This is a genomic window from Neobacillus fumarioli NBRC 102428 (assembly GCF_001591485.1).
GTDB classification, from domain to species: Bacteria; Bacillota; Bacilli; order Bacillales; family Cytobacillaceae; genus Neobacillus; species Neobacillus fumarioli.
Genome location: NZ_BCUZ01000003.1, coordinates 14,157 through 34,336, shown reverse-complemented (window position 1 = coordinate 34,336; position 20,180 = coordinate 14,157). Strand labels below are relative to the sequence as shown.

Below are 20,180 nucleotides of genomic sequence, written 5' to 3'. Positions count from 1 at the left end.
ATTTAGCATGCGAATTGTTGTACAGCGCAGTAAAGCGGCCAGTGTTACTGTAAACGGTGAAGTGACCGGCCAAATCACCAAGGGTCTTGTTCTTCTTGTTGGCGTTACGCATGATGATGTAGAAGAGGATGCCCGCTTTCTGGCTGATAAAATAGCCAACCTTAGAATATTCGAAGACGAAAACGGGAAAATGAATTTATCGCTGCTGGATGTAGGCGGTGAAATTCTTTCTGTATCGCAATTCACTCTTTATGGAGATTGCCGTAAAGGCAGAAGGCCTAATTTTTTGGCGGCAGCAAGACCAGAACATGCCATTGAAATATATAGGACCTTTAACCAGCTGCTCCGGCAGAAAGGAATTCATGTTGAAACCGGTGTATTTGGAGCCATGATGGATGTTGCTTTAATCAATGATGGCCCTGTAACATTAATTGTAGACAGTAAAGAGTAAGACCTGGACTTTTGTGGTTCCAGGCCTTTTGTTTATTCTCAAAAAGGAAATTTCCCCTGATATTTTTATACATTGTTTGGAAATAATAATGTTTACGAATGAAAAATCAGGGGTGAATAGGCTTGAGATCAAGTGAAAAAGGAATAATGATTCAATCATTGGAAGGCCGTATGTTTGGTGCGGATTTCCATGATGTTTTTCAAAAAGAACAACATGACGCTCCGTTTGAGCTTGCATCGGAATTCGGATTAACATCACGGGATGTCAGAAAGTTAAAAAAATATTTAGAAAGAACCTAAATCGTACTTGACATAATCTGCAATGGTCCGTAAGATAAATAAATATAATTGAAATTTCGACATAACCGATGATGGAGAATAGTAATTAAGCCATTCCATGAACAGAGAGGAAATGCCCAGGGCTGAAAGCATTTCTGCATGAATCTTAATGAATGAACACTCCGTAGGTTTCGCTCTGAAAAAGCATGATGCTCTACTAGGAGATGAACGTTACAGGCGTTAACTGTTTGAGAGGAAGGCATGAATTTCATGCACTTCAACTAGGGTGGCACCGCGGATTAAACTTCCGTCCCTTGTTTTTATACAGGGGGTGGAAGTTTTTTTATTTGGAAATGGAAATCCATACATAATGATTAAGTCATTTTAAGAGGAGGTTTTCGCTATGTCAATCAGCATCCCAAGAGGGACTCAGGACATATTGCCTGAAGAAGTTGAACTGTGGCAGCAAATTGAAACAAAAGCAAGAGAGCTTTGCCGAAATTATCAATATCAAGAAATTCGCACGCCGATTTTTGAACATACCGAGCTTTTTTTAAGAGGTGTCGGCGATACTACCGATATCGTTCAAAAGGAAATGTATACATTCGAAGACCGCGGAGGGCGAAGTATTACACTAAGGCCGGAAGGAACGGCTCCGGTCGTGAGAGCATTTGTCGAGAAGAAAATGTTTGGGCAAGCTCAACAGCCTGTGAAGCTTTATTATATGGGGCCGATGTTCCGATATGAACGTCCGCAGGCAGGCCGTTTCCGCCAGTTTGTTCAATTTGGTATCGAGGCGCTTGGCTCAACCGATCCAGCTATTGACGCCGAAGTGATTTCTCTTGCCATGAATCTTTATAAAGAAATGGGCTTAAAAAAGCTGAAACTCATCATAAATAGTCTTGGGGATCAAGAAAGCCGCAAAGCCCATCGTGAGGCATTAGTGAATCACTTCAAGCCACGAATCGGGGAGTTTTGCCACGATTGCCAAACACGGCTTGAGAAGAATCCGCTGAGAATTCTGGATTGCAAACAAGACCGTGACCACGAATTAATGAAAACAGCTCCATCCATCCTGGATTATCTTAATGATGAATCGAAAGCCTATTTTGAGAAGGTCAAACAGTATTTAACACAGCTTGATATCCCATTTGAAGTGGATGCCAAATTAGTAAGAGGTTTAGATTACTATAATCATACAACGTTTGAAATCATGAGTGATGTTGAGGGCTTTGGCGCGATTTCTACCCTTTGCGGCGGCGGCCGCTATAACGGCTTAGTAGAGGAAATCGGCGGGCCGAATACAGCCGGAATAGGTTTTGCACTCAGTATCGAGCGGTTTATCGCTGCATTGAAAGCAGAAGGAATTGAGCCAAATGTTGGGGAAGGCATTGACTGTTATCTGGCAGCAATTGGCCAAGAGGCAAAAGATTATACGGTTGGACTGCTGCAGCAGCTTCGTCTGGCTGGTTTTTCTGCAGAACGAGATTACTTAGACCGCAAAATAAAAGCACAATTTAAGGCAGCTGACCGCTTGAAAGCGAAGTATGTTGCCACTTTAGGTGAAGAAGAGTTAAAAAACAACAAAATTAGTGTGAAAAATATGGCGACAGGAGAACAAACAGAACTGGCTTTGGATGCTTTTGTTGAGCAATTCCTTAAGCTTCATGGTTAAAGGAGGATAAACATGTTTGGCAGATCATATTTTTGTGGAGATGTACCAGAAAGGGCAATAGGGGAAAAGGTGACATTAAAAGGCTGGGTACAGCGGCGGCGTGACTTGGGAGGATTAATTTTTATCGATCTCCGCGACCGCTCCGGAATTATTCAAGTTGTTTTTAATCCGGAAGTATCGCAGGAAGCATTACAAACGGCGGAGAAAATCCGCAATGAATATGTATTAGATGTTGTCGGGACCGTTGTTGCCCGTGATCCGGAAACCATTAATCAGAACATAAAAACTGGAAAAATAGAAGTCCAAGCTGAAACCGTAACGATCATTAATGAGGCGAAAACACCACCGTTTACAATTTCCGATAAAACAGATGCATCGGAGGATGTAAGGTTAAAATACCGTTATTTAGATTTTCGCCGCCCGGTTATGTTTGAAACATTAAAAATGCGCCATCAAGTGACGCAAACCATTCGAAATTTCCTTGATTCAGAAGGATTTATCGATATCGAGACACCAATTTTAACGAAAAGTACCCCAGAAGGTGCCCGTGACTATTTAGTCCCAAGCCGTGTACATCCGGGTGAATTTTATGCACTGCCGCAATCACCGCAGCTGTTCAAGCAGCTTTTAATGGTGGGAGGTATTGAACGCTACTATCAAATTGCCCGCTGCTTCCGCGATGAAGACTTACGGGCTGACCGGCAGCCGGAATTTACACAAGTTGATATTGAAACTAGTTTCCTAAGTCAAGAGGACATCATGGACATGCTCGAAAGAATGATGTCCAAATTGATGAAGGATGTAAAAGGATTAGAAATTACCACTCCGTTCCCGCGGATGAGCTATGATGAAGCTATAAGCCGCTTCGGTTCAGATAAGCCGGATACCCGCTTCGGACTGGAACTCGTCGATGTTTCCGAAATTGTAAAAGATTCAGGCTTTAAGGTTTTTTCAAGTGCAGTTGCAAACGGAGGCCAAGTAAAAGCCATTAATGTGAAAGGCAGTGCGGATAAGTACTCCCGCAAGGATATTGATGCTCTGGGTGAGTTTGCTGCACGATACGGCGCTAAAGGTCTTGCATGGTTAAAAGTGGAGACAGACGGCTTAAAAGGCCCGATCGCGAAATTCTTCTCAGAAGAGGAAGGCGCAGCAATAAAAGCAACCCTTGAAGCGACAGAAGGGGACTTGTTGCTGTTTGTCGCTGACAAGAAGAGTGTTGTTGCCGATTCCTTAGGAGCTCTTAGGCTTAAACTTGGTAAAGAATTGAATTTGATTGACCAAAGCTTATTCCATTTCTTATGGATTACAGACTGGCCGCTCCTTGAATACGATGAAGAAGAAGGTCGTTATTATGCTGCCCATCATCCATTTACAATGCCGGTTCGGGAAGATTTACCGCTGCTCGATTCGGATCCGTCAAAAGTACGGGCCCAAGCCTATGACATCGTGTTGAATGGGTATGAGCTTGGCGGCGGCTCCTTAAGGATATTCGAACGTAATATTCAAGAGAAAATGTTCAACGTTCTTGGATTCACACCAGAACAGGCTAGGGAGCAATTTGGATTTCTGATGAATGCATTTGAATATGGCACACCGCCACATGGCGGTATCGCCATCGGCCTTGACCGTTTAGTCATGCTTTTAGCCGGAAGTTCTAACCTGAGAGATACGATTGCTTTTCCAAAAACAGCAAGTGCTAGCTGTCTGTTAACGGATGCACCAGGTGAAGTTTCGGATGCTCAATTGGAAGAATTGCATTTGTCATTAAAGGTTACGAAATAATAGAAAATAGTCCTTTCACCTTGAAGCCGTTTTCCAAATATGCTATGATGAACGTAAGTTAAAGAGAGTCCTGAGATGTACGTTGAATCACCTTAAGTTTTGACCGAACATTATTTACTCGGGAGTCCGGAGTTTTCTGATTGCGTAAATGCCCTGCTCTTTGACGAGCCCGGGGACTTACAACATCCGAAATAGGACACCCACCTGCTGAATGCGGGATCAAAACAAGGGATTAAAAAGCGACGGCATCATTGGGACTCTCTATATTTTTGCATTCATTGCCCCCTGGTTGGGGGTTTTTCTTATATATTAAAGGTCAAAGTATGATATATTTTTTAACGTGATATGATAGTACTATGTGAAATTTAAATTTGGAGGAACATCAATGCTGCATCAATTTTCTCGTAATGAGCTTGCAATAGGGAAAGAAGGTCTTGATATCATGAAAAACAGCACGGTCGCTGTTTTAGGGATTGGCGGTGTCGGCTCATTTGCTGCGGAAGCTCTTGCCCGCTCTGGAGTCGGACGGTTGATCTTGATTGATAAAGACGATGTTGATATTACCAATGTGAATCGGCAACTTGTTGCACTGCTCTCAACTATTGGCCAGCCAAAAGTCGATATTATGGCAGCGCGGATTAAAGATATTAATCCCGATTGTGAAGTAATTCCGCTTAAAATGTTTTACACGGAAGAAACCTATGAAGAAATTTTCAGCCACAAAATCGATTTCTTTGTTGACGCCTCTGATACGATTATTTATAAAGTTCATTTGATGAAAGAATGTTTGAAAAGAAATATCCCGATTATTTCAAGTATGGGAGCGGCCAATAAAATGGACCCGACCCGCTTCCAAATCGCCGATATTTCAAAAACACATACAGACCCGATTGCAAAGGTCATCCGAGCTAAACTTCGAAAAGATGGAATTAGAAAAGGTATTCCGGTCGTCTTTTCTGATGAAAGCCCGATTGTGATTCGCGAGGATGTCCGCAAAGTAGTTGGTAATGAACAGGCTGAGATTCGAAAAGCAAAAATGCCGCCTTCATCCAATGCATTCGTCCCATCAACATGCGGCCTAATCATGGCAAGCTATGTTGTTCGGGAATTGTTGAAGGATATTAAGATTACTCGTGTGAAGGATGAAAACTAGTTAGGATAAGACCTCATCTATACTTGGATGGGGTTTTATTACATTAGGAGAGATAAAATCACTCTGGTAATTAAGATTTTATTGCCCGTAAGATGAAAGGGGAATGAAAACCTTTTTTTGCATCAATGGCGAAAGTTGTAGCACTTAAATTATATCATTATGTCTGAATATTCAAAGGGGGGCAGCACATGGTTAACTTAATCAAAAATGAATGGATAAAAATTTTCAAACGCCCGGGAACGTATGTAATGATTACCATCCTAGTTATAGGGGTGACGGTGCTTGGCATTTTTACAAAATATCAGACAAGCGGAACGATAACGGTTGAGAAAAATTGGACAGAAACACTGAAGGAAGAAAATGACGCGTTAAATAGGCAATTGCAGCAAAGTCATTCCAAAGTAGAAAAACAATTTTTTAAAAAAGAAATGGCCATTAATAACTATCGAATTCAACACAATTTACCACCTAAAGAAACGAAATACCATGTTTGGTCATTTGTAAAAGATGCATCGGAATTAATTATATTAACAGGATTATTCACGATCATTATTGCGGCTGGAATTGTTGCCAGTGAATTTAATTGGGGGACCGTTAAGCTGCTTTTGATTCGGCCGATCAGCCGGACAAAGATCCTGACATCAAAATATTTAACAGTTTTATTATGTGCCTTCTTTATGCTGGCGGTGCTGTTTGTTTGTTCAACTGTCTTGGGAATGATCCTTTTTGGACCGCCGGAAAGGACTGTTCCATACTTAGATTATTATAATGGCAAGGTTACCGAGCAAAATATTGTCGTTCATCTCCTTATCTATTATGGGTTGAACTCGATTAAAATGATTATGTTGGTAACAATGGCGTTCATGATTTCAACCGTTTTCCGGAATAGCTCACTGGCGATTGGACTCTCGCTGTTCTTACTATTCACCGGAGATCAGTTCACAGCGTTGCTCGCTTTAAAATATTCCTGGGCAAAATATAGTTTGTTTGCCAATACGGATTTAAAGCAGTATATCGAAGGAACACCACTTGTTGATGGAATGACACTGCCGTTTTCTATTGCCATGCTTGTCATATATTTTGTTACTTTTCAAACTCTTTCTTACATTGTTTTCAAGAAACGGGATGTTGCGGCATAAAACTTAACGGTGTCAGGCACCATGTGAATTTTTCACATGGTGCCTGACACCGTTTTTTAATGTTTCCGTGTTAGTTTCTCATATACGGCTGCGAGTGCCTGCTCGAATTTCCCGGTTTTTTTCGGCTGGTAGTATTGTTTGTGTTTCAGTTTGTTTGGCAAATAGTCTTGCGGTACCCAGCCGTTTTCGTAATTGTGGGGATACAAATATCCGATTCCCCTCCCAAGCTCTTTGGCTCCTTTATAATGGGCGTCTTTCAAGTGATCCGGCACTTCTCCAATGATTCCTTTTTGGATGTCGGCGAGAGCCGCGTCGATGGCAGTAATGGCGGAATTCGATTTAGGCGAGAGACATAATTCAATCACGGCATTTGCGAGTGGGATACGTCCTTCCGGAAAGCCAAGCCGTTCCGCTGTTTCGATCGCCGCCAATGTTCGTGGTCCTGCCTGAGGGTTGGCTAGTCCGATGTCTTCATAGGCAATGACAATCAGGCGGCGGCTAATACTTGGCAAATCTCCTGCTTCGATGAGCCTCGCCAAATAGTGCAGGGCTGCATTTACATCGCTACCCCGGATTGATTTTTGGAAGGCTGATATCACATCATAATGAGCATCGCCATCCTTGTCAGCAGGTATACTTTTCTTTTGCATGCATTCTTCCGCCGCTGCTAAAGTAATATGAATAACTCCTTCTTTATCGGGATCGGTTGACAATACCGCCAGCTCCAGGGCGTTTAAAGAACTCCTCACATCACCACCTGCCCCTCGTGCAAAGTGAAGTAAAGCCTCTTGGGAAATCTCAATTTTTAACTTTCCTAAACCCCGTTCCTCATCCTTCAAAGCGCGTTTTAGAGCTTGCGTAACCTCCTCAGGCGTTAATGGTTTTAGTTCGAAAATTTGACAGCGGCTGCGGATAGCGGGATTGATAGCGTGATAAGGGTTGCTCGTTGTCGCTCCGATTAACACGATCATTCCATTTTCGAGATATGGTAATAAAAAATCCTGCTTGGCTTTATCTAATCGGTGGACCTCATCCAGGAGAAGAATCACTTTTCCTGACATTTTCGCTTCAGCGGCGACAATTTCCATATCCTTCTTATTATGGGTGACGGCATTAAGGGTTCTAAATGCATATTTGGTGCTTCCGGCAATCGCACTGGCGATGGATGTTTTGCCAATGCCGGGAGGGCCATAGAGAATCATGGAAGTCAGTTGACACGCCTTGACCATTCTGGAAATAATTTTTCCTTCACCGACAAGATGCTCTTGACCGACGATCTCTTCTATTGTACGCGGACGCATCCGATAGGCCAATGGTTTTTGCTGCATAAACAATCCTCCAAAGAAATATCTGTTTTCTATCATATCATTTATGCCAGCAAAAACACACTTAAGAACAATAGGTCTCATTTCTACCATTCTATTATTTTGAATATTTTATTAGAAATTTAGACTATAAAATGTCTTGGCAACATAAGTAACGGACGACTTATACGAAAGCTAAGCGTGAGGTTCCAATGGCACAAGAGTTTTCCAATTAGTAGCATGTCTTATTCCATAGCCTTTAGGCAAGGTTCATTGGTATGCGGCGTAATACAGCGAAACGAAATGGGGGATGATAAAACAATGGACGTATTGACATTCCCGTATGGTGTCAGTCGATCAATCAGGCTGCTTAAATGATCCATACCGGCAACGGCAGCTTTTAGCAAGTAACTGACAGGCCCAGTTAACCGATGACACTCCACTATATCCGGGTCTTTTTTAATCCACTCCTCAAAATCCGTATAAGAACACATTTTGATTTCACTTAATTGGATATAAACGACCACATCCCGGCCAATTTTCTTCGGGCAAATCCGTGCACTAAACCCATCAATAATTCCTTTTTCCTGCAGTCTGTTTAATCGCTCCGTAACACTTGGACGGCTAAGCGATAATCTCTTAGACAATTCGCTGATGGTCATACGGGCATTCTCTTGAAGGAGTTTCAGAAGACAAATATCAATTTGATCCATTGAATGACCTCCTATAAAAAATGAAGTTTTTTCATTTGAAACTTATTCAAAATGTATAATTGGAACTTAAAAATTATGCAATATGGTATATAAATCGCTTTCATTTTTTACTATCATACTATTATAAACATAATTTTCACGCTAGTTCAATAAGTGTTATAGTTATTATTTTTTTGTATTCAAGAAATCATCTGGCTATGCATATGAACGGCTGATGATCGTGAAAGCGCTATCTAAAATAATGAAGCGGAGGCTTAGTGATGAACACATTAAAGGAAAAAGCTACTTCTATACAAACAACTATTTTGGAAAAAATACATGAACATGAACAAATCGTTTTTTGTAATGATCCCAATACAGGACTTAAATCAATTATTGCTATTCATAATACTACCCTTGGTCCTGCGTTGGGCGGTTGCAGAATGTATCCATATGCTTCATTCGATGAGGCGTTGGAAGATGTATTAAGACTTTCGAAGGGCATGACATACAAATGTGCCGCAGCCGATGTCGACTTTGGCGGTGGAAAAGCGGTCATCATCGGCAATCCTTTAACAGACAAAACTCAAGCTATGTTCAGAGCTTTTGGTCAATTTGTTGATTCTCTAAATGGCCGTTTTTATACTGGCACAGATATGGGGACTTCAACTGAAGACTTTGTCCATGCGTCAAGGGAAACAAAATGTATCGTAGGAATTCCAGAAGCTTACGGCGGCAGCGGAGATTCATCGATTCCAACTGCACTTGGCGTCATTTATGGATTAAAAGCAACCAATAAAACAATTTTCGGAAGTGAAGAGTTGGCAGGTAAAACGTATATCATCCAAGGGTTAGGGAAAGTAGGTTTTAAAGTAGCCGAACAATTACTTGAATCAGGTGCTGATCTTTTTGTAAACGATATCAATCCGCAATCTATTGCCTTCATTCAAGAACGAGCCAAACAATTAGGAAGAAATGTAAAGGTTGTATCCGGGGATGATGTATATACCGTAAAAGCTGATGTCTTTGTTCCATGTGCTTTAGGCGGAATCATCAATGATGTAACGATCGAACAATTAAAGGTAAAAGCAATCGTTGGTTCAGCTAATAATCAGTTGCTTACAGAAAAGCACGGGGAAATGTTGAAGCAAAAAGGAATTTTATACGCCCCTGACTATATTGTAAATGCCGGCGGGTTAATCCAAGTAGCGGATGAACTTTACGGCTATAACAAAGAGCGGGTGTTGAAGAAGACTGAATCTATTTATTTCTCCTTATTAGAGGTTTATAGACAGGCAGAGTTAGATGATATTACAACTGTTCAGGCTGCTAATCGTTTATGTGAAAAACGGATAGAGGATGGTAAAAGGTTAAATAGTTTTTTCTCCCATGCGAAACGTCCTAAATGGGATATTGGTCATTAAAATGAATCCGACTTCCAATAGATGAGGTGAATGGTATGAAACTTGAATTTCCAATTTTGCAAATTGTTGATGAGAACGGAAATCTAGTAAACGAGAATTATAGAAAGGCAATAACGGAGGAATTGGTTAAGAAATTTTATTATCACATGATTCGGATTCGGACGTTTGACCGTAAAGCAATTAGTTTACAGAGGCAGGGAAGACTCGGGACATATGCGCCATTTGAGGGACAGGAGGCGTCACAGGTAGGAAGTGCCCTAGCGCTTGAAAAGGATGATTGGCTCTTTCCCACCTATCGCGACCATGGTGCTGCTTTAACATTTGGAGCAGGCATGTCGAGAATATTTCTTTATTGGAATGGACGTCTAGAAGGATGTGTACCGGAGAAAGGGAAAAAGATTTTTCCACCTGCTGTTCCTATTGCCACGCAAATACCACATGCGGCAGGAGCGGCACTGGCAGAAAAGAGAAAAGGTACAAAAAATGCAGCCATTGCCTATTTTGGTGATGGTGCGACATCAGAGGGCGATTTCCACGAAGGTTTAAATTTTGCCAGTGTATTTAAAGCCCCGGTAGTCTACTTCAATCAAAATAATCGTTTTGCGATTTCTGTGCCGATTGAAAAACAAATGAATTCTGAAACAATAGCACAAAAGGCTCTTGCCTATAATATGCCAGGCTTTCGAATTGATGGAAATGATATATTTGCTGTTTATTTTCAAGTGTTGGAGGCGCTTAAATTCGCGCGTCACGGAGGAGGATCGACATTAATTGAGGCCGTGACATGGAGATATGGTGCACATACAACATCAGATGACCCCACTAAATACCGTGATCAATCGGAAAGTGAGGTAATTAGAGAAACAAGGGATCCTCTTCTTCGAGTTGAAAGGTATATGAAATCAAACGGAATTTGGAAGGAAGAATGGGTTCAGAAAATAACAAATGAAATTGCCGCTGAGGTAGAACAAGCAGTTAAGGAAATGGAAAATTACCCTAAACCAAATGTGAACGATTTATTTGATCATGTATTTGAAAAACCAACTTGGACAATTTCCCAGCAAAAGGAACAATACCTTCAATTAATTGGGAGGGAAGCCAGATGATGATAGAAAAAGCAATCGTTAACTCCACCAAAACAAATCAATTAACGCTTGTGCAGGCTGTAACGGATGGACTGCGGACAATGCTGGAAGAGGATGAGCGCGTTCTAGTGCTGGGTGAAGATGTTGGCAAAAACGGCGGTGTATTCCGAGCGACTGAAGGTCTACAGAAACAATTTGGGGAAGACCGGGTCATCGATACACCGTTAAGTGAGGCTGGGATTGTCGGCACATCAATTGGTCTGGCAGTAAATGGTTTCAAACCGGTGGTTGAAATTCAATTTTTAGGGTTTATCTATCCTGCATATGAACAAATTATGACCCATGTATCCCGGATCCGGATGAGAACGATGGGTAGTTTCACTGTTCCGATGGTGATCCGGGCACCATATGGCGCAGGCATTCGTGCGCCAGAAATACATTCAGACAGTGTAGAAGCATTGTTTACCCATATGCCGGGAATAAAAGTTGTTTGTCCGTCTTCTGCTTACGATGCCAAAGGTCTCTTGATTGCGGCTATTGAAGACCCGGATCCTGTTTTATTTATGGAGTCAATGAGAATTTACCGTGCAAGCCGGGAAGCGGTTCCGGAAGGAAAATACACAGTAGAAATCGGAAAAGGGAAGAAACTGCAAGATGGAAATGATGTGACCTTGATTGCATGGGGGGCAATGGTTTCAGTAGCATTGCGGGCAGCTGAGCAGGCCAAGAAACAGGGGATCACATGTGATGTGATTGATTTAAGGACATTGTATCCGATTGATAAAGATATAATTACCGAATCTGTTCAAAAAACAGGACGCGCCGTTATTGTCCATGAAGCTCATCAAACAGGTGGATTAGGAAATGACATTATTTCGATCATTAACGATACGTCATTTTTATATTTGAAATCTCCAATTGAACGTGTAACAGGTTTTGATGTTCCTGTCCCATTTTTCTCATTGGAGGAGCAATACCTTCCGACACCGGAGAGGGTCATGAAAGCAATTGAAAAAGTAGTCCATTTTTAGGGGGGATCCTAATGGTTGAGGTTAAATTGCATGATATTGGCGAAGGCATGACAGAAGGAGAAGTCATCCATTATTTTGTCAAGGAGGGGGATGTGGTTCAGGTCGATCAACCACTTGTTGAAATACAAACTGATAAAATGGTAGCAGAAATTCCTTCTCCTGTTTCTGGAAAAGTCAAGGATATTGTGGTTGATCACGGCAGCATGGTGTCTGTTGGTACCACATTGCTTGTATTGGAAACAAGTGATGACAAAGCGGAAGAGCCCGTATTTGAACCCGCCCAAGAAATCACTAGTCAAATAGGGAATAAAGAACCTGAACAAATGGCTGCTGAAATACAACCTAGAGAAAAACGCTTCATCATGGCGGCCCCTTATACCCGGAAAATTGCACGTGAATTTGCTGTGGACATCGAGAAAATTACCGGTACAGGTCCCCATGGAAGAATAACAGTAAAAGATGTATACGATTATGTGAAAAATCGAGACCAGACTGAGCTTCCAGCGGAACCGTCTGAATCCAAGAGTAGCAGTCCTAAAGAAACAGCAGAATTTGAACTGGAGCGCAGACCGAGAAAGGGACGAAATGAGTTAATACAGGAGCACCAAAAGCCGGAGGTCATTCCTTTCAGGGGAAGACGTAAGCAGATTGCTAAAAAGATGACACAGTCTCTTTATACCATTCCACATGTGACTCATTTTGAAGAAGCCGATTTAACAGAACTATTAGCCTATCGAAATGAGTTGAAAGAAATGGATATTCATATTTCGGCAGCAGCTTTCTTTATTAAGGCGATTACACTTGCATTAAAGCAGTTCCCTGTATTTAATGCAAAACTTGATGAAGAAAATGAAGTTATTTATTTAGAGAAGGAATACAATATTGGCATCGCTGTTGATACAGAAGAAGGATTAATAGTTCCCGTAATCCATCAAGCGGATCGATTATCTGTGCGCCAAATTCATGCAAAGCTCAAAATGCTGACGAAAAAGGCACAAGAAGGCAAATTGGAGCCGAATGAAATGAGACACGGAACATTTACGATTAGCAACGTCGGTCCATTGGGCAGCATCGGCGCAACTCCGATCATCAATTATCCGGAAACGGGGTTGATTGCCTTTCATAAAACGAAAAAAATACCTGTCGTAATGGAAAATGATGAGATTTGTATCCGCTCCATCATGACAATGTCAATGTCCTTTGATCATCGTGTAGCCGACGGAGCAACTGCTGTTGCCTTTACAAACTATTTCAAAAAGCTAATTGAAAACCCAAAATTATGGCCAATTGAACTTGCTTAATACCAGCAATCATCTAATTAGGAATCAAAATAGTATGATGTCAAAGTATGTTCCATAAATGATACGAATGCGGGTGGAATGGATGAATTCAAATAATACACGGCTGCAAAAGAGACTGCTCCCAAGGCATATCAGTTTGATGGCAATGGGGGGAGCGATTGGCACAGGAATTTTTAAAGGAAGTGCGGAAACGGTTTCAATAGCCGGACCAGGTGTCATTTTCTCGTATATATTGGCTGGATTATTCCTTCTAGTTGTGATGGGGGCAATTGCCGAGATGGCAAGTGTCTATCCGAACACAAATATAAAAGGCTTTGTGCAAAAGGCGTTCGGCAGACGGGCCTCATTTGTAATGGGTTGGATGTATTGCTTTATGTGGCTTTCTGTATGTGTTATAGAGGTGGTTGTCGCCGGGAGTTTTTTACAGTACTGGCTCCCGTCTGTTCCGCTGTGGGTGCTTAGTTTAGCGTGCGCGGCGTTTGTTATCGGTATTAACATCTTGAATGTCAAAAATTATGGGGAATTTGAGTTTTGGTTTGCAGGCGTGAAAATTTTGATGATTATCGTATTTATCGTATTGGGGGCGTGTATTCTGTTTGGGATCATCCCATCGGAAAAATCCGGATATCTGCAAAACTATATAAATCATGGTGGGATTTTTCCAAAAGGTTGGTTGTCAATCTTTCCAGCTTTATTAATTGTCATGTTTTCATATGGAGGCTCAGAATTAATTGGGATCACCGTGACTGAAACAGAAAATGCTGAGAGTATTTTGCCAAAAGTAATTAAAAGCTTCATTCTAAGGATCGTTCTTTTCTACACACTCCCAATCTTTATTATTTGTGGTTTAATTCCTTGGAACGAGATCAGCAATCAAGCAAGCCCATTTGTTCAGGTATTATCAACGGTCGGTCTGCATGGATCTGCCCATATCATGAATTTTATACTGATAACAGCGGTTTTATCAGCAGCAAACTCAGGTATTTATGGATGTACAAGAATGCTTCATTCTTTAGCCACAGAAGGGGAGGCACCAAAATCATTCGGGTATGTATCAAAAAAAGGTGTCCCAACAACAAGTTTATTATTAACCGCAGTTATACTTACTCTCGGATCAATGGTTGCCTTTATTGCACAAGATCAAGTGTTTCGAGTCCTAATGGCTGTACCTGGATTTGTTGTCTCATTAGTTTGGACTGGCATATGCTCTGCACAGTTAAAGCTCCGCCATTCCTATACAAAAAAACCTAGCTTTAAACTATGGGGATTCCCGTATGTGACCGGAGCTACGTTAGTATTTTTAATCATTATTTTAACTGCTTTTGTTCTTGACGGCCAAAACCGTGTAAGTATTTTAGCATGCCTGCTTGTTTTAGCATTATTAATAACGATTTCTGTTATAAAATTTAAAGATGTTGTGAAACTTGATACGAAGACCGATCACAAAAGTGCAATTTAAATAATATAATTTTTGCCAGGCTTTTTACCTGGCTTTTTTTCTTTGAATTATAAAAAAATTCAACCAACAATATTGACATAGAGAATAGGTGGTATTAATCTATAATTGTATTACTAAATTAAAACAATCGTTAAATTAATGTTATATATAAGGAGGTAGAAGAAAATGTACCATCCGGAAATAGAAACAATGAGCCGGCCCGAGCTTGAAAAACTACAATTGGCTCGATTGCAGCAGACGGTAAAAAGAGTGTATGAAAAGGTGCCGTTTTATAAAGAAAAATTTGCTGAACAAGGCATAACACCAGATGATATCCAATCATTAGATGATGTAAGAAAACTTCCTTTTACAAAGAAAAAGGATTTGCGTGACCAATATCCATTTGGCTTATTTGCGGTTCCAATGGATGAAGTAAACAGAGTTCATGGGTCATCGGGAACAAGCGGCAAACCAACAGTAGTCGGCTATACCAAAAACGATATAAAAAATTGGGCAAAGATCGTGGCACGCGGCATTGTCACAGCAGGTGGAAGGAAAGGGGATATATTCCACAATGCTTATGGTTATGGTTTATTTACCGGCGGGCTCGGTCTTCATTACGGGGCAGAGGAACTGGGGGTAGTGACTGTTCCAATTTCAGGAGGCAATACAGAAAGACAAATCACGATCATCAATGATTTTAAGCCAAGAGGCATATGCGGAACTCCATCCTATATTTTGAATATTATTGAACAGATGGAAAAGATGGGGATGGATCCAAGGGAAACAAGCCTTGAATACGGAATTTTTGGGGCTGAACCATGGACGGAGGAAATGAGGGCAACTTTAGAACGGAAACTGGATATAAAAGCAATTGACATTTATGGTTTAAGCGAAGTGATGGGACCAGGTGTTGCCATAGAGTGCCATGAAGCCCAAAACGGTTTGCATATTGCAGAGGATCACTTTTACGTAGAAGTTTTGAACCCTGATACCTTAGAGCCTGTTGAAGAAGGTCAGGATGGTGAACTGGTATTTACAAGCTTAACGAAGGAAGCGCTACCAATCATTCGTTACCGGACAGGAGATATAGCTTCTATTACTCGTGAAAAGTGCGTGTGTGGCAGGACACATACTAGAATGTCGCGCTTGAAAGGGCGCACAGATGATATGCTTATTATTCGTGGTGTAAACGTTTTCCCTTCAGAAATTGAACGGGTCCTATTACAAATTGAAGGACTAGTGCCAAATTATCAAATACACTTGACAAAAAAGGGAAGCCTGGACAATGTTGAACTTCATGTTGAAATTGACAATCTGCTTTATCGAGAAATTGCCCAAGATTTAGGGCATCCAATGATCCAGAAATTAAAACGAAACATCCAACACCAAATGAAATCAAACTGTTTGGTGACAATGGATACGATTATTAATCAACCAGGCAGCCTTCCCCGTTCTGAGGGAAAAGCCAAACGTATTGTTGATAGAAGAAATGCTGAAACAGTCGTTTAAAATGTAAGCGCTACGATTTTTGTTATACATTAATGAGTAATGCAAGACATAGGTAAAATTGCTTATAAAAGGAAATGAGAGAATATTCTTGCTATCAATATAACAATGAAATATAATAACGTTAAATAAACGTTATATTATGTAAAGGTGGTATCAATATGAGCATTCTTGAAAAAGAGTTAGAAGAACATGAACAGTTAGAACAATTTATGGCAAGAATCGAAGCCGGTGACAAGATTGAAGCAGATGATTGGATGCCAGAGGAATATCGTATAGCGTTGATCAAATTAATCTCTATGCATGGCATCAGTGAAATAATGGGTGCACTGCCTGAAAAAGAATGGGTGCCGAAAGCTCCATCATTAAGACGGAAACTCGGAATCATGGCAAAAGTTCAGGATGAAATGGGCCATGGTCAATTGCTCCTTCGCGTTGCAGAGGATTTGTTAAAGCCGTATGGGAAAGATCGTGATGATCTTATGCAAGACTTATTTACCGGAAAATTAAAGTTTCATAATGTATTCCATATGCCTGCCAAAACTTGGGCAGATGCTGGATTAATCGGCTGGCTTGTCGATGGTGCAGCAATTATCACACAGACAAATATGCTAAATAGCTCTTATGGACCATATTCAAGAGCACTACACCGGATATGTGCTGAAGAAGTTTTCCACGCGCATCACGGAGAATCGATTATTATGGCACTTGCAGAAGGTACAGAAGAACAAAGACAAATGCTTCAAGAATCCTTGAATGAATGGTGGGAAGCTCTTCTGATGTTTTTTGGTCCAGCAAACAGTGACACAACCGGTTCAAGTAAACAGGACATAACGATTAAGTACAAGATCCGGACCAGTACGAATGAAGAGTTAAGACAAAGCTTTTTTACTAAATATGTTCCGCGCATCTTGTCATTAGGTTTAACGATTCCTGACCCGACATTACGGTTTGACGAAGAACAAAAAGTATGGATTTATCAGCAGCCGGATTGGAGTAAATTCAAACAAATTATCATGAACAATGGGCCACGTTCACAAGCACGCTTAAACCTGCGCAGAGTATCATACGAAACGAATGCATGGGTACGTGAAGCCTTAAGTGCGGCAGCAATTTAACGAAAAGGAGAAGGTTTAAAATGGAACAGAAGAAAACTTTTTACCATGAATTTGAAGTTTTCAGTAAACGGACACCTTCTTCACCCTTTCAGCATCAATTTAGTTTGTTGGCACCAAATGCTGAGATGGCTATGATTATGGCACAAGAAAACTTCATGCGCCGAGAGCCGGTAGCAGATATTTGGGTAGTTCAGCGGGAGCACATTCAAGGGTTGACGAGAGAAGAGAAGGTAATGCTAAAGCGGTTGGATAATAAAGAATATCGGGAAACAAAAGGTTACGGTTATTTGAAGAAGAAATGGCGTTATTACCAGCAGAAAATGTTTGATGAAAAAGAAATCCTTTCATGGTCAGGAGGCACCAAACATGACTGAATTAAATCTAACAACCGCCCCTGAAAATAAAGAAGCGGTCGTAAGTTTATTATTTCAATTGGCTGACGATGACTTTCTTTATTCCTTTAGAGGGTCTGAATGGCTTGGGTTGGCACCACATATTGAAGAGGATGTTGCTTCATCATCCATTAGTCAGGACAGCATGGGTCATGCTGCGATGTTCTATCAATTGTTGGAGGAATTAGGATTAGGCAGTGCTGATTCATTAGCCCATTTACGTCCGGCAAAGGAACGAAAGAATTGTATTTTAGTAGAGAGGCCGAATGGTGAAGGCGATTATATGAATGTTCCGAAATTTGATTGGGCCTATGCCGTTGTTAGAAATTATTTTTACACAGCAGCAAAGAAAGTAAAAATTGAATCATTGAAAAACAGTTCGTATGACCCGCTTGCAAAAGTAGCTTTAAAAATAAATATCGAATTATATTACCATTTACTTCATTGGAAAACATGGTTTATCCAACTGTTTAATTCGACAGAAGAAGCAAGAGAAAGAATGCAGTCAGCTGTTGACCGAGTGATGAAAGATTTCGGTGATGTGTTCTCATTAGGCGCTGATGGGGAACAGATTGTCAGGTTGGGTTTAATCGAAGAAGAAAAAGTTCTTGTTCAAAGATGGAAAGCTCAGATGAAGCCGGTTTTTGAATCTATTCATCTGCCAATTCCAGAGATTCCCTCTAGAACAGAAGCAAATGGACGTAACTTTGAACATACGGAAGATTTAGAATCAGCCATCGCAACTCTTTCTGAAGTCTATCGTCTGGATCCGGCAGCTACTTGGTAATAACACGAAAGGGGTGACATCATGCAAATGACGATCCATTCACTAGAAGAGAAAGTGTTAGAGGTTTTAAAAGAAGTTCACGATCCCGAAATAAATACAGTGAGTATTATCGACCTTGGAATGGTTGAGGAAATCAACGTTCAAGGAAGGGTAGTGAATATTAAAATTCTTCCAACCTTTCTTGGCTGCCCTGCTCTTGACCTTATTAAGAAAAATATCGAAACAACAGTCGAGGCCATTAAAGAAGTAGAAGAGGTCAAGGTAGAATTCATCTATCATCCGTCATGGACATCAGATCGTATATCTGAAGCAGGCAGAAGCGGATTGAAGGCATTTGGTATTGCTCCGCCTCCCCGTTTAATGGACACAGATGGATCCTGGCATGTGGATTGCCCTTACTGCGGTTCAACATATGTGACAATGGAAAATATTTTTGGACCTACAGCATGCCGGAGTATTTTATATTGTAAAAACTGTAAAAATCCATTTGAAGCAATGAAACCTATTTCAACATTAATGTAAAAAAGTGAGGAGAGTAAACAATGGCTAAATTAATCGCATTATATAAACAACCGGAAGACAAGGCGGCATTTGACGAACACTATTATAACGTTCATGTACCGATTACGAAAAAAATCCCTGGATTGCGTGAAATAAAAGTTACAAAATTCACAGGAACACCAATGGGTACAGAACCTCCATACTATTTAATGTGTGAAATGCGTTATGACAGCCTTGAAGATTTACAAAAAGGGATGCGATCCGAAGAAGGAAAGGCTTCTGGAAAAGATTTAATGAAATTTGCCGGAAAGCTTGTAACCTTAATGATCGGGGAAGACGATGAATGAAATCGTATGAATTTATTGAAGTTTCCCATGATGACGGGGTTGCTTTAATTGAGTTAAACAGACCCGCCCAATACAATGCATTGAACCGCCAAATGGTAGGGGAAATCGTTGATGTAGCAGAATCTTTTGACCGGAATGAAGAGGTGCGGGTCATTGTCTTATCCGGTAAAGGGCGTGCCTTCTCGGCAGGAGCTGATATTGATGAAATGGCTGCAGATAACCCCATCAGACTAGAACTGTTAAATCAATTTGCCGATTGGGATCGTTTGTCACTGATTAAAAAGCCATTGATTGGTGCTGTGAAAGGATTCGTTTTTGGCGGCGGATTTGAATTGGCCCTAAATTGTGACTTGCTTATTGCAGCTAGCGGTACAGAATTTGCCTTTCCCGAGGTGAATCTTGGGGTAATGCCGGGAGCCGGCGGCACGCAGAGATTGACCAAAATTGTCGGCAGGACAAAAGCACTTGAATGGTTATGGAGCGGTAGCCGGATTCCAGCTGAAACAGCGATACAGCACGGCTTGATCAGCCGGATTGTTTCACCAGAACTTCTAATGGAAGAAACACTGAAGATGGCAAAACAAATTGCTCGTCAAGCACCGCTTGCGATTCGCTTAATTAAAGATGCAGTTAATAAAGCCGTTGATTATTCGCTTTATGAAGGAATGCAATATGAACGGAAAAACTTCTACTTATTGTTTGCATCTGAAGACCAAAAAGAAGGAATGACCGCATTTATCGAAAAACGCAAGCCGGAATTTAAAGGGAGATAA

Annotated in this window: 20 protein-coding genes, 1 other RNA gene and 1 other annotated feature; of the genes, 19 read left to right on the top strand and 2 right to left on the bottom strand. The window is 41.0% G+C overall.

The genetic code is table 11. The features are described from left to right. Positions 1 to 7 precede the first annotated feature (7 nt). From dtd to BFU02S_RS01185, 7 genes are all read left to right on the top strand, one after another. Positions 8 to 451 (top strand): D-aminoacyl-tRNA deacylase, encoded by a 444-nt coding sequence (dtd, locus tag BFU02S_RS01210; protein ID WP_066365476.1) that lies wholly within the window; start codon positions 8 to 10, stop codon positions 449 to 451. A 122-nt stretch (positions 452 to 573) separates the two neighbouring features. After that, positions 574 to 750 (top strand): hypothetical protein, encoded by a 177-nt coding sequence (locus tag BFU02S_RS16945; protein ID WP_169797565.1) that lies wholly within the window; start codon positions 574 to 576, stop codon positions 748 to 750. A 59-nt stretch (positions 751 to 809) separates the two neighbouring features. Continuing rightward, positions 810 to 1,047 (top strand) — a binding site (T-box leader). 85 nt (positions 1,048 to 1,132) lie between these two features. Beyond that, the gene (hisS, locus tag BFU02S_RS01205) at positions 1,133 to 2,404 is read left to right on the top strand and encodes a histidine--tRNA ligase (protein ID WP_066365473.1); all 1,272 of its coding nucleotides are present in this window, start codon (positions 1,133 to 1,135) and stop codon (positions 2,402 to 2,404) included. A gap of 12 nt (positions 2,405 to 2,416) precedes the next feature. Next, positions 2,417 to 4,186, top strand: coding sequence for an aspartate--tRNA ligase (gene aspS, locus BFU02S_RS01200; RefSeq protein ID WP_066365470.1), 1,770 nt, complete (start codon positions 2,417 to 2,419; stop codon positions 4,184 to 4,186). Between the two features lie 64 nt (positions 4,187 to 4,250). Then, positions 4,251 to 4,448, top strand: a non-coding RNA gene (gene ssrS / locus BFU02S_RS01195) — 6S RNA. A 123-nt stretch (positions 4,449 to 4,571) separates the two neighbouring features. Next, positions 4,572 to 5,339 carry a tRNA threonylcarbamoyladenosine dehydratase gene (locus BFU02S_RS01190; RefSeq protein ID WP_066365468.1) on the top strand — a complete coding sequence of 256 codons (768 nt, stop codon included), beginning with the start codon at positions 4,572 to 4,574 and terminating at the stop codon, positions 5,337 to 5,339. A 188-nt stretch (positions 5,340 to 5,527) separates the two neighbouring features. After that, on the top strand, positions 5,528 to 6,478 hold the full coding sequence (locus BFU02S_RS01185; protein WP_066365465.1) for an ABC transporter permease: 951 nt from the start codon (positions 5,528 to 5,530) through the stop codon (positions 6,476 to 6,478). A 56-nt stretch (positions 6,479 to 6,534) separates the two neighbouring features. On the opposite strand, the gene BFU02S_RS01180 is transcribed toward BFU02S_RS01185, so the two are convergent. Next, positions 6,535 to 7,806 carry a replication-associated recombination protein A gene (locus BFU02S_RS01180; protein ID WP_066365458.1) on the bottom strand — a complete coding sequence of 424 codons (1,272 nt, stop codon included), beginning with the start codon at positions 7,804 to 7,806 and terminating at the stop codon, positions 6,535 to 6,537. Positions 7,807 to 8,027: 221 nt separating this feature from the next. Then, positions 8,028 to 8,495, bottom strand: coding sequence for an Lrp/AsnC family transcriptional regulator (locus BFU02S_RS01175; RefSeq protein ID WP_066365454.1), 468 nt, complete (start codon positions 8,493 to 8,495; stop codon positions 8,028 to 8,030). Between the two features lie 260 nt (positions 8,496 to 8,755). Here BFU02S_RS01175 and BFU02S_RS01170 point away from each other — a divergent pair, with 260 nt between their 5' ends. The 12 genes from BFU02S_RS01170 to BFU02S_RS01115 all read left to right on the top strand — a co-directional run bounded on the left by BFU02S_RS01170 (position 8,756) and on the right by BFU02S_RS01115 (position 20,180). Further along, positions 8,756 to 9,898, top strand: a complete 1,143-nt coding sequence (locus BFU02S_RS01170; RefSeq protein WP_066365451.1) for a Leu/Phe/Val dehydrogenase — start codon at positions 8,756 to 8,758, stop codon at positions 9,896 to 9,898. A gap of 35 nt (positions 9,899 to 9,933) precedes the next feature. After that, on the top strand, positions 9,934 to 11,004 hold the full coding sequence (gene pdhA, locus BFU02S_RS01165) for a pyruvate dehydrogenase (acetyl-transferring) E1 component subunit alpha (RefSeq protein ID WP_066365448.1): 1,071 nt from the start codon (positions 9,934 to 9,936) through the stop codon (positions 11,002 to 11,004). Further along, positions 11,001 to 12,014, top strand: a complete 1,014-nt coding sequence (locus tag BFU02S_RS01160; protein ID WP_066365446.1) for an alpha-ketoacid dehydrogenase subunit beta — start codon at positions 11,001 to 11,003, stop codon at positions 12,012 to 12,014. The genes pdhA and BFU02S_RS01160 overlap by 4 nt, the downstream gene beginning before the upstream one ends. An 11-nt stretch (positions 12,015 to 12,025) precedes the next feature. Beyond that, on the top strand, positions 12,026 to 13,315 hold the full coding sequence (locus tag BFU02S_RS01155) for a dihydrolipoamide acetyltransferase family protein (RefSeq protein WP_066365444.1): 1,290 nt from the start codon (positions 12,026 to 12,028) through the stop codon (positions 13,313 to 13,315). 82 nt (positions 13,316 to 13,397) lie between these two features. Continuing rightward, the gene (locus BFU02S_RS01150; RefSeq protein ID WP_066365442.1) at positions 13,398 to 14,774 is read left to right on the top strand and encodes an amino acid permease; all 1,377 of its coding nucleotides are present in this window, start codon (positions 13,398 to 13,400) and stop codon (positions 14,772 to 14,774) included. A gap of 165 nt (positions 14,775 to 14,939) precedes the next feature. Next, on the top strand, positions 14,940 to 16,265 hold the full coding sequence (paaK, locus tag BFU02S_RS01145) for a phenylacetate--CoA ligase PaaK (RefSeq protein ID WP_066365440.1): 1,326 nt from the start codon (positions 14,940 to 14,942) through the stop codon (positions 16,263 to 16,265). A 158-nt stretch (positions 16,266 to 16,423) separates the two neighbouring features. Further along, positions 16,424 to 17,380 carry a 1,2-phenylacetyl-CoA epoxidase subunit PaaA gene (paaA, locus tag BFU02S_RS01140; protein ID WP_066365438.1) on the top strand — a complete coding sequence of 319 codons (957 nt, stop codon included), beginning with the start codon at positions 16,424 to 16,426 and terminating at the stop codon, positions 17,378 to 17,380. A 20-nt stretch (positions 17,381 to 17,400) separates the two neighbouring features. Beyond that, entirely contained in the window at positions 17,401 to 17,754 is a 354-nt protein-coding gene (gene paaB / locus BFU02S_RS01135) for a 1,2-phenylacetyl-CoA epoxidase subunit PaaB (protein WP_066365435.1), read from the top strand. Next, positions 17,747 to 18,559: a 1,2-phenylacetyl-CoA epoxidase subunit PaaC gene (gene paaC / locus BFU02S_RS01130; protein ID WP_066365431.1), complete on the top strand. Its 813-nt coding sequence runs from the start codon at positions 17,747 to 17,749 to the stop codon at positions 18,557 to 18,559. Before paaB ends, paaC begins: the two co-directional genes overlap by 8 nt. A gap of 21 nt (positions 18,560 to 18,580) precedes the next feature. Then, positions 18,581 to 19,081: a 1,2-phenylacetyl-CoA epoxidase subunit PaaD gene (gene paaD / locus BFU02S_RS01125; protein WP_066365429.1), complete on the top strand. Its 501-nt coding sequence runs from the start codon at positions 18,581 to 18,583 to the stop codon at positions 19,079 to 19,081. Positions 19,082 to 19,101: 20 nt separating this feature from the next. After that, on the top strand, positions 19,102 to 19,407 hold the full coding sequence (locus BFU02S_RS01120) for an EthD family reductase (RefSeq protein ID WP_066365428.1): 306 nt from the start codon (positions 19,102 to 19,104) through the stop codon (positions 19,405 to 19,407). Further along, entirely contained in the window at positions 19,404 to 20,180 is a 777-nt protein-coding gene (locus BFU02S_RS01115; RefSeq protein ID WP_066365426.1) for an enoyl-CoA hydratase/isomerase family protein, read from the top strand. The genes BFU02S_RS01120 and BFU02S_RS01115 overlap by 4 nt, the downstream gene beginning before the upstream one ends.

Coding starts and splice junctions, on each gene's coding strand:
- BFU02S_RS01115 (WP_066365426.1), top strand. CDS start 19,404: ATGAAATCGTATGAATTTATTGAAGTTTCCCATGATGACGGGGTTGCT.
- paaA (WP_066365438.1), top strand. CDS start 16,424: ATGAGCATTCTTGAAAAAGAGTTAGAAGAACATGAACAGTTAGAACAA.
- dtd (WP_066365476.1), top strand. CDS start 8: ATGCGAATTGTTGTACAGCGCAGTAAAGCGGCCAGTGTTACTGTAAAC.
- BFU02S_RS01170 (WP_066365451.1), top strand. CDS start 8,756: ATGAACACATTAAAGGAAAAAGCTACTTCTATACAAACAACTATTTTG.
- BFU02S_RS01175 (WP_066365454.1), bottom strand. CDS start 8,495: ATGGATCAAATTGATATTTGTCTTCTGAAACTCCTTCAAGAGAATGCC.
- BFU02S_RS01180 (WP_066365458.1), bottom strand. CDS start 7,806: ATGCAGCAAAAACCATTGGCCTATCGGATGCGTCCGCGTACAATAGAA.
- BFU02S_RS01120 (WP_066365428.1), top strand. CDS start 19,102: ATGGCTAAATTAATCGCATTATATAAACAACCGGAAGACAAGGCGGCA.
- paaK (WP_066365440.1), top strand. CDS start 14,940: ATGTACCATCCGGAAATAGAAACAATGAGCCGGCCCGAGCTTGAAAAA.
- BFU02S_RS01155 (WP_066365444.1), top strand. CDS start 12,026: ATGGTTGAGGTTAAATTGCATGATATTGGCGAAGGCATGACAGAAGGA.
- BFU02S_RS01185 (WP_066365465.1), top strand. CDS start 5,528: ATGGTTAACTTAATCAAAAATGAATGGATAAAAATTTTCAAACGCCCG.
- pdhA (WP_066365448.1), top strand. CDS start 9,934: ATGAAACTTGAATTTCCAATTTTGCAAATTGTTGATGAGAACGGAAAT.
- aspS (WP_066365470.1), top strand. CDS start 2,417: ATGTTTGGCAGATCATATTTTTGTGGAGATGTACCAGAAAGGGCAATA.
- BFU02S_RS01190 (WP_066365468.1), top strand. CDS start 4,572: ATGCTGCATCAATTTTCTCGTAATGAGCTTGCAATAGGGAAAGAAGGT.
- paaB (WP_066365435.1), top strand. CDS start 17,401: ATGGAACAGAAGAAAACTTTTTACCATGAATTTGAAGTTTTCAGTAAA.
- hisS (WP_066365473.1), top strand. CDS start 1,133: ATGTCAATCAGCATCCCAAGAGGGACTCAGGACATATTGCCTGAAGAA.
- paaD (WP_066365429.1), top strand. CDS start 18,581: ATGCAAATGACGATCCATTCACTAGAAGAGAAAGTGTTAGAGGTTTTA.
- BFU02S_RS01150 (WP_066365442.1), top strand. CDS start 13,398: ATGAATTCAAATAATACACGGCTGCAAAAGAGACTGCTCCCAAGGCAT.
- BFU02S_RS01160 (WP_066365446.1), top strand. CDS start 11,001: ATGATGATAGAAAAAGCAATCGTTAACTCCACCAAAACAAATCAATTA.
- paaC (WP_066365431.1), top strand. CDS start 17,747: ATGACTGAATTAAATCTAACAACCGCCCCTGAAAATAAAGAAGCGGTC.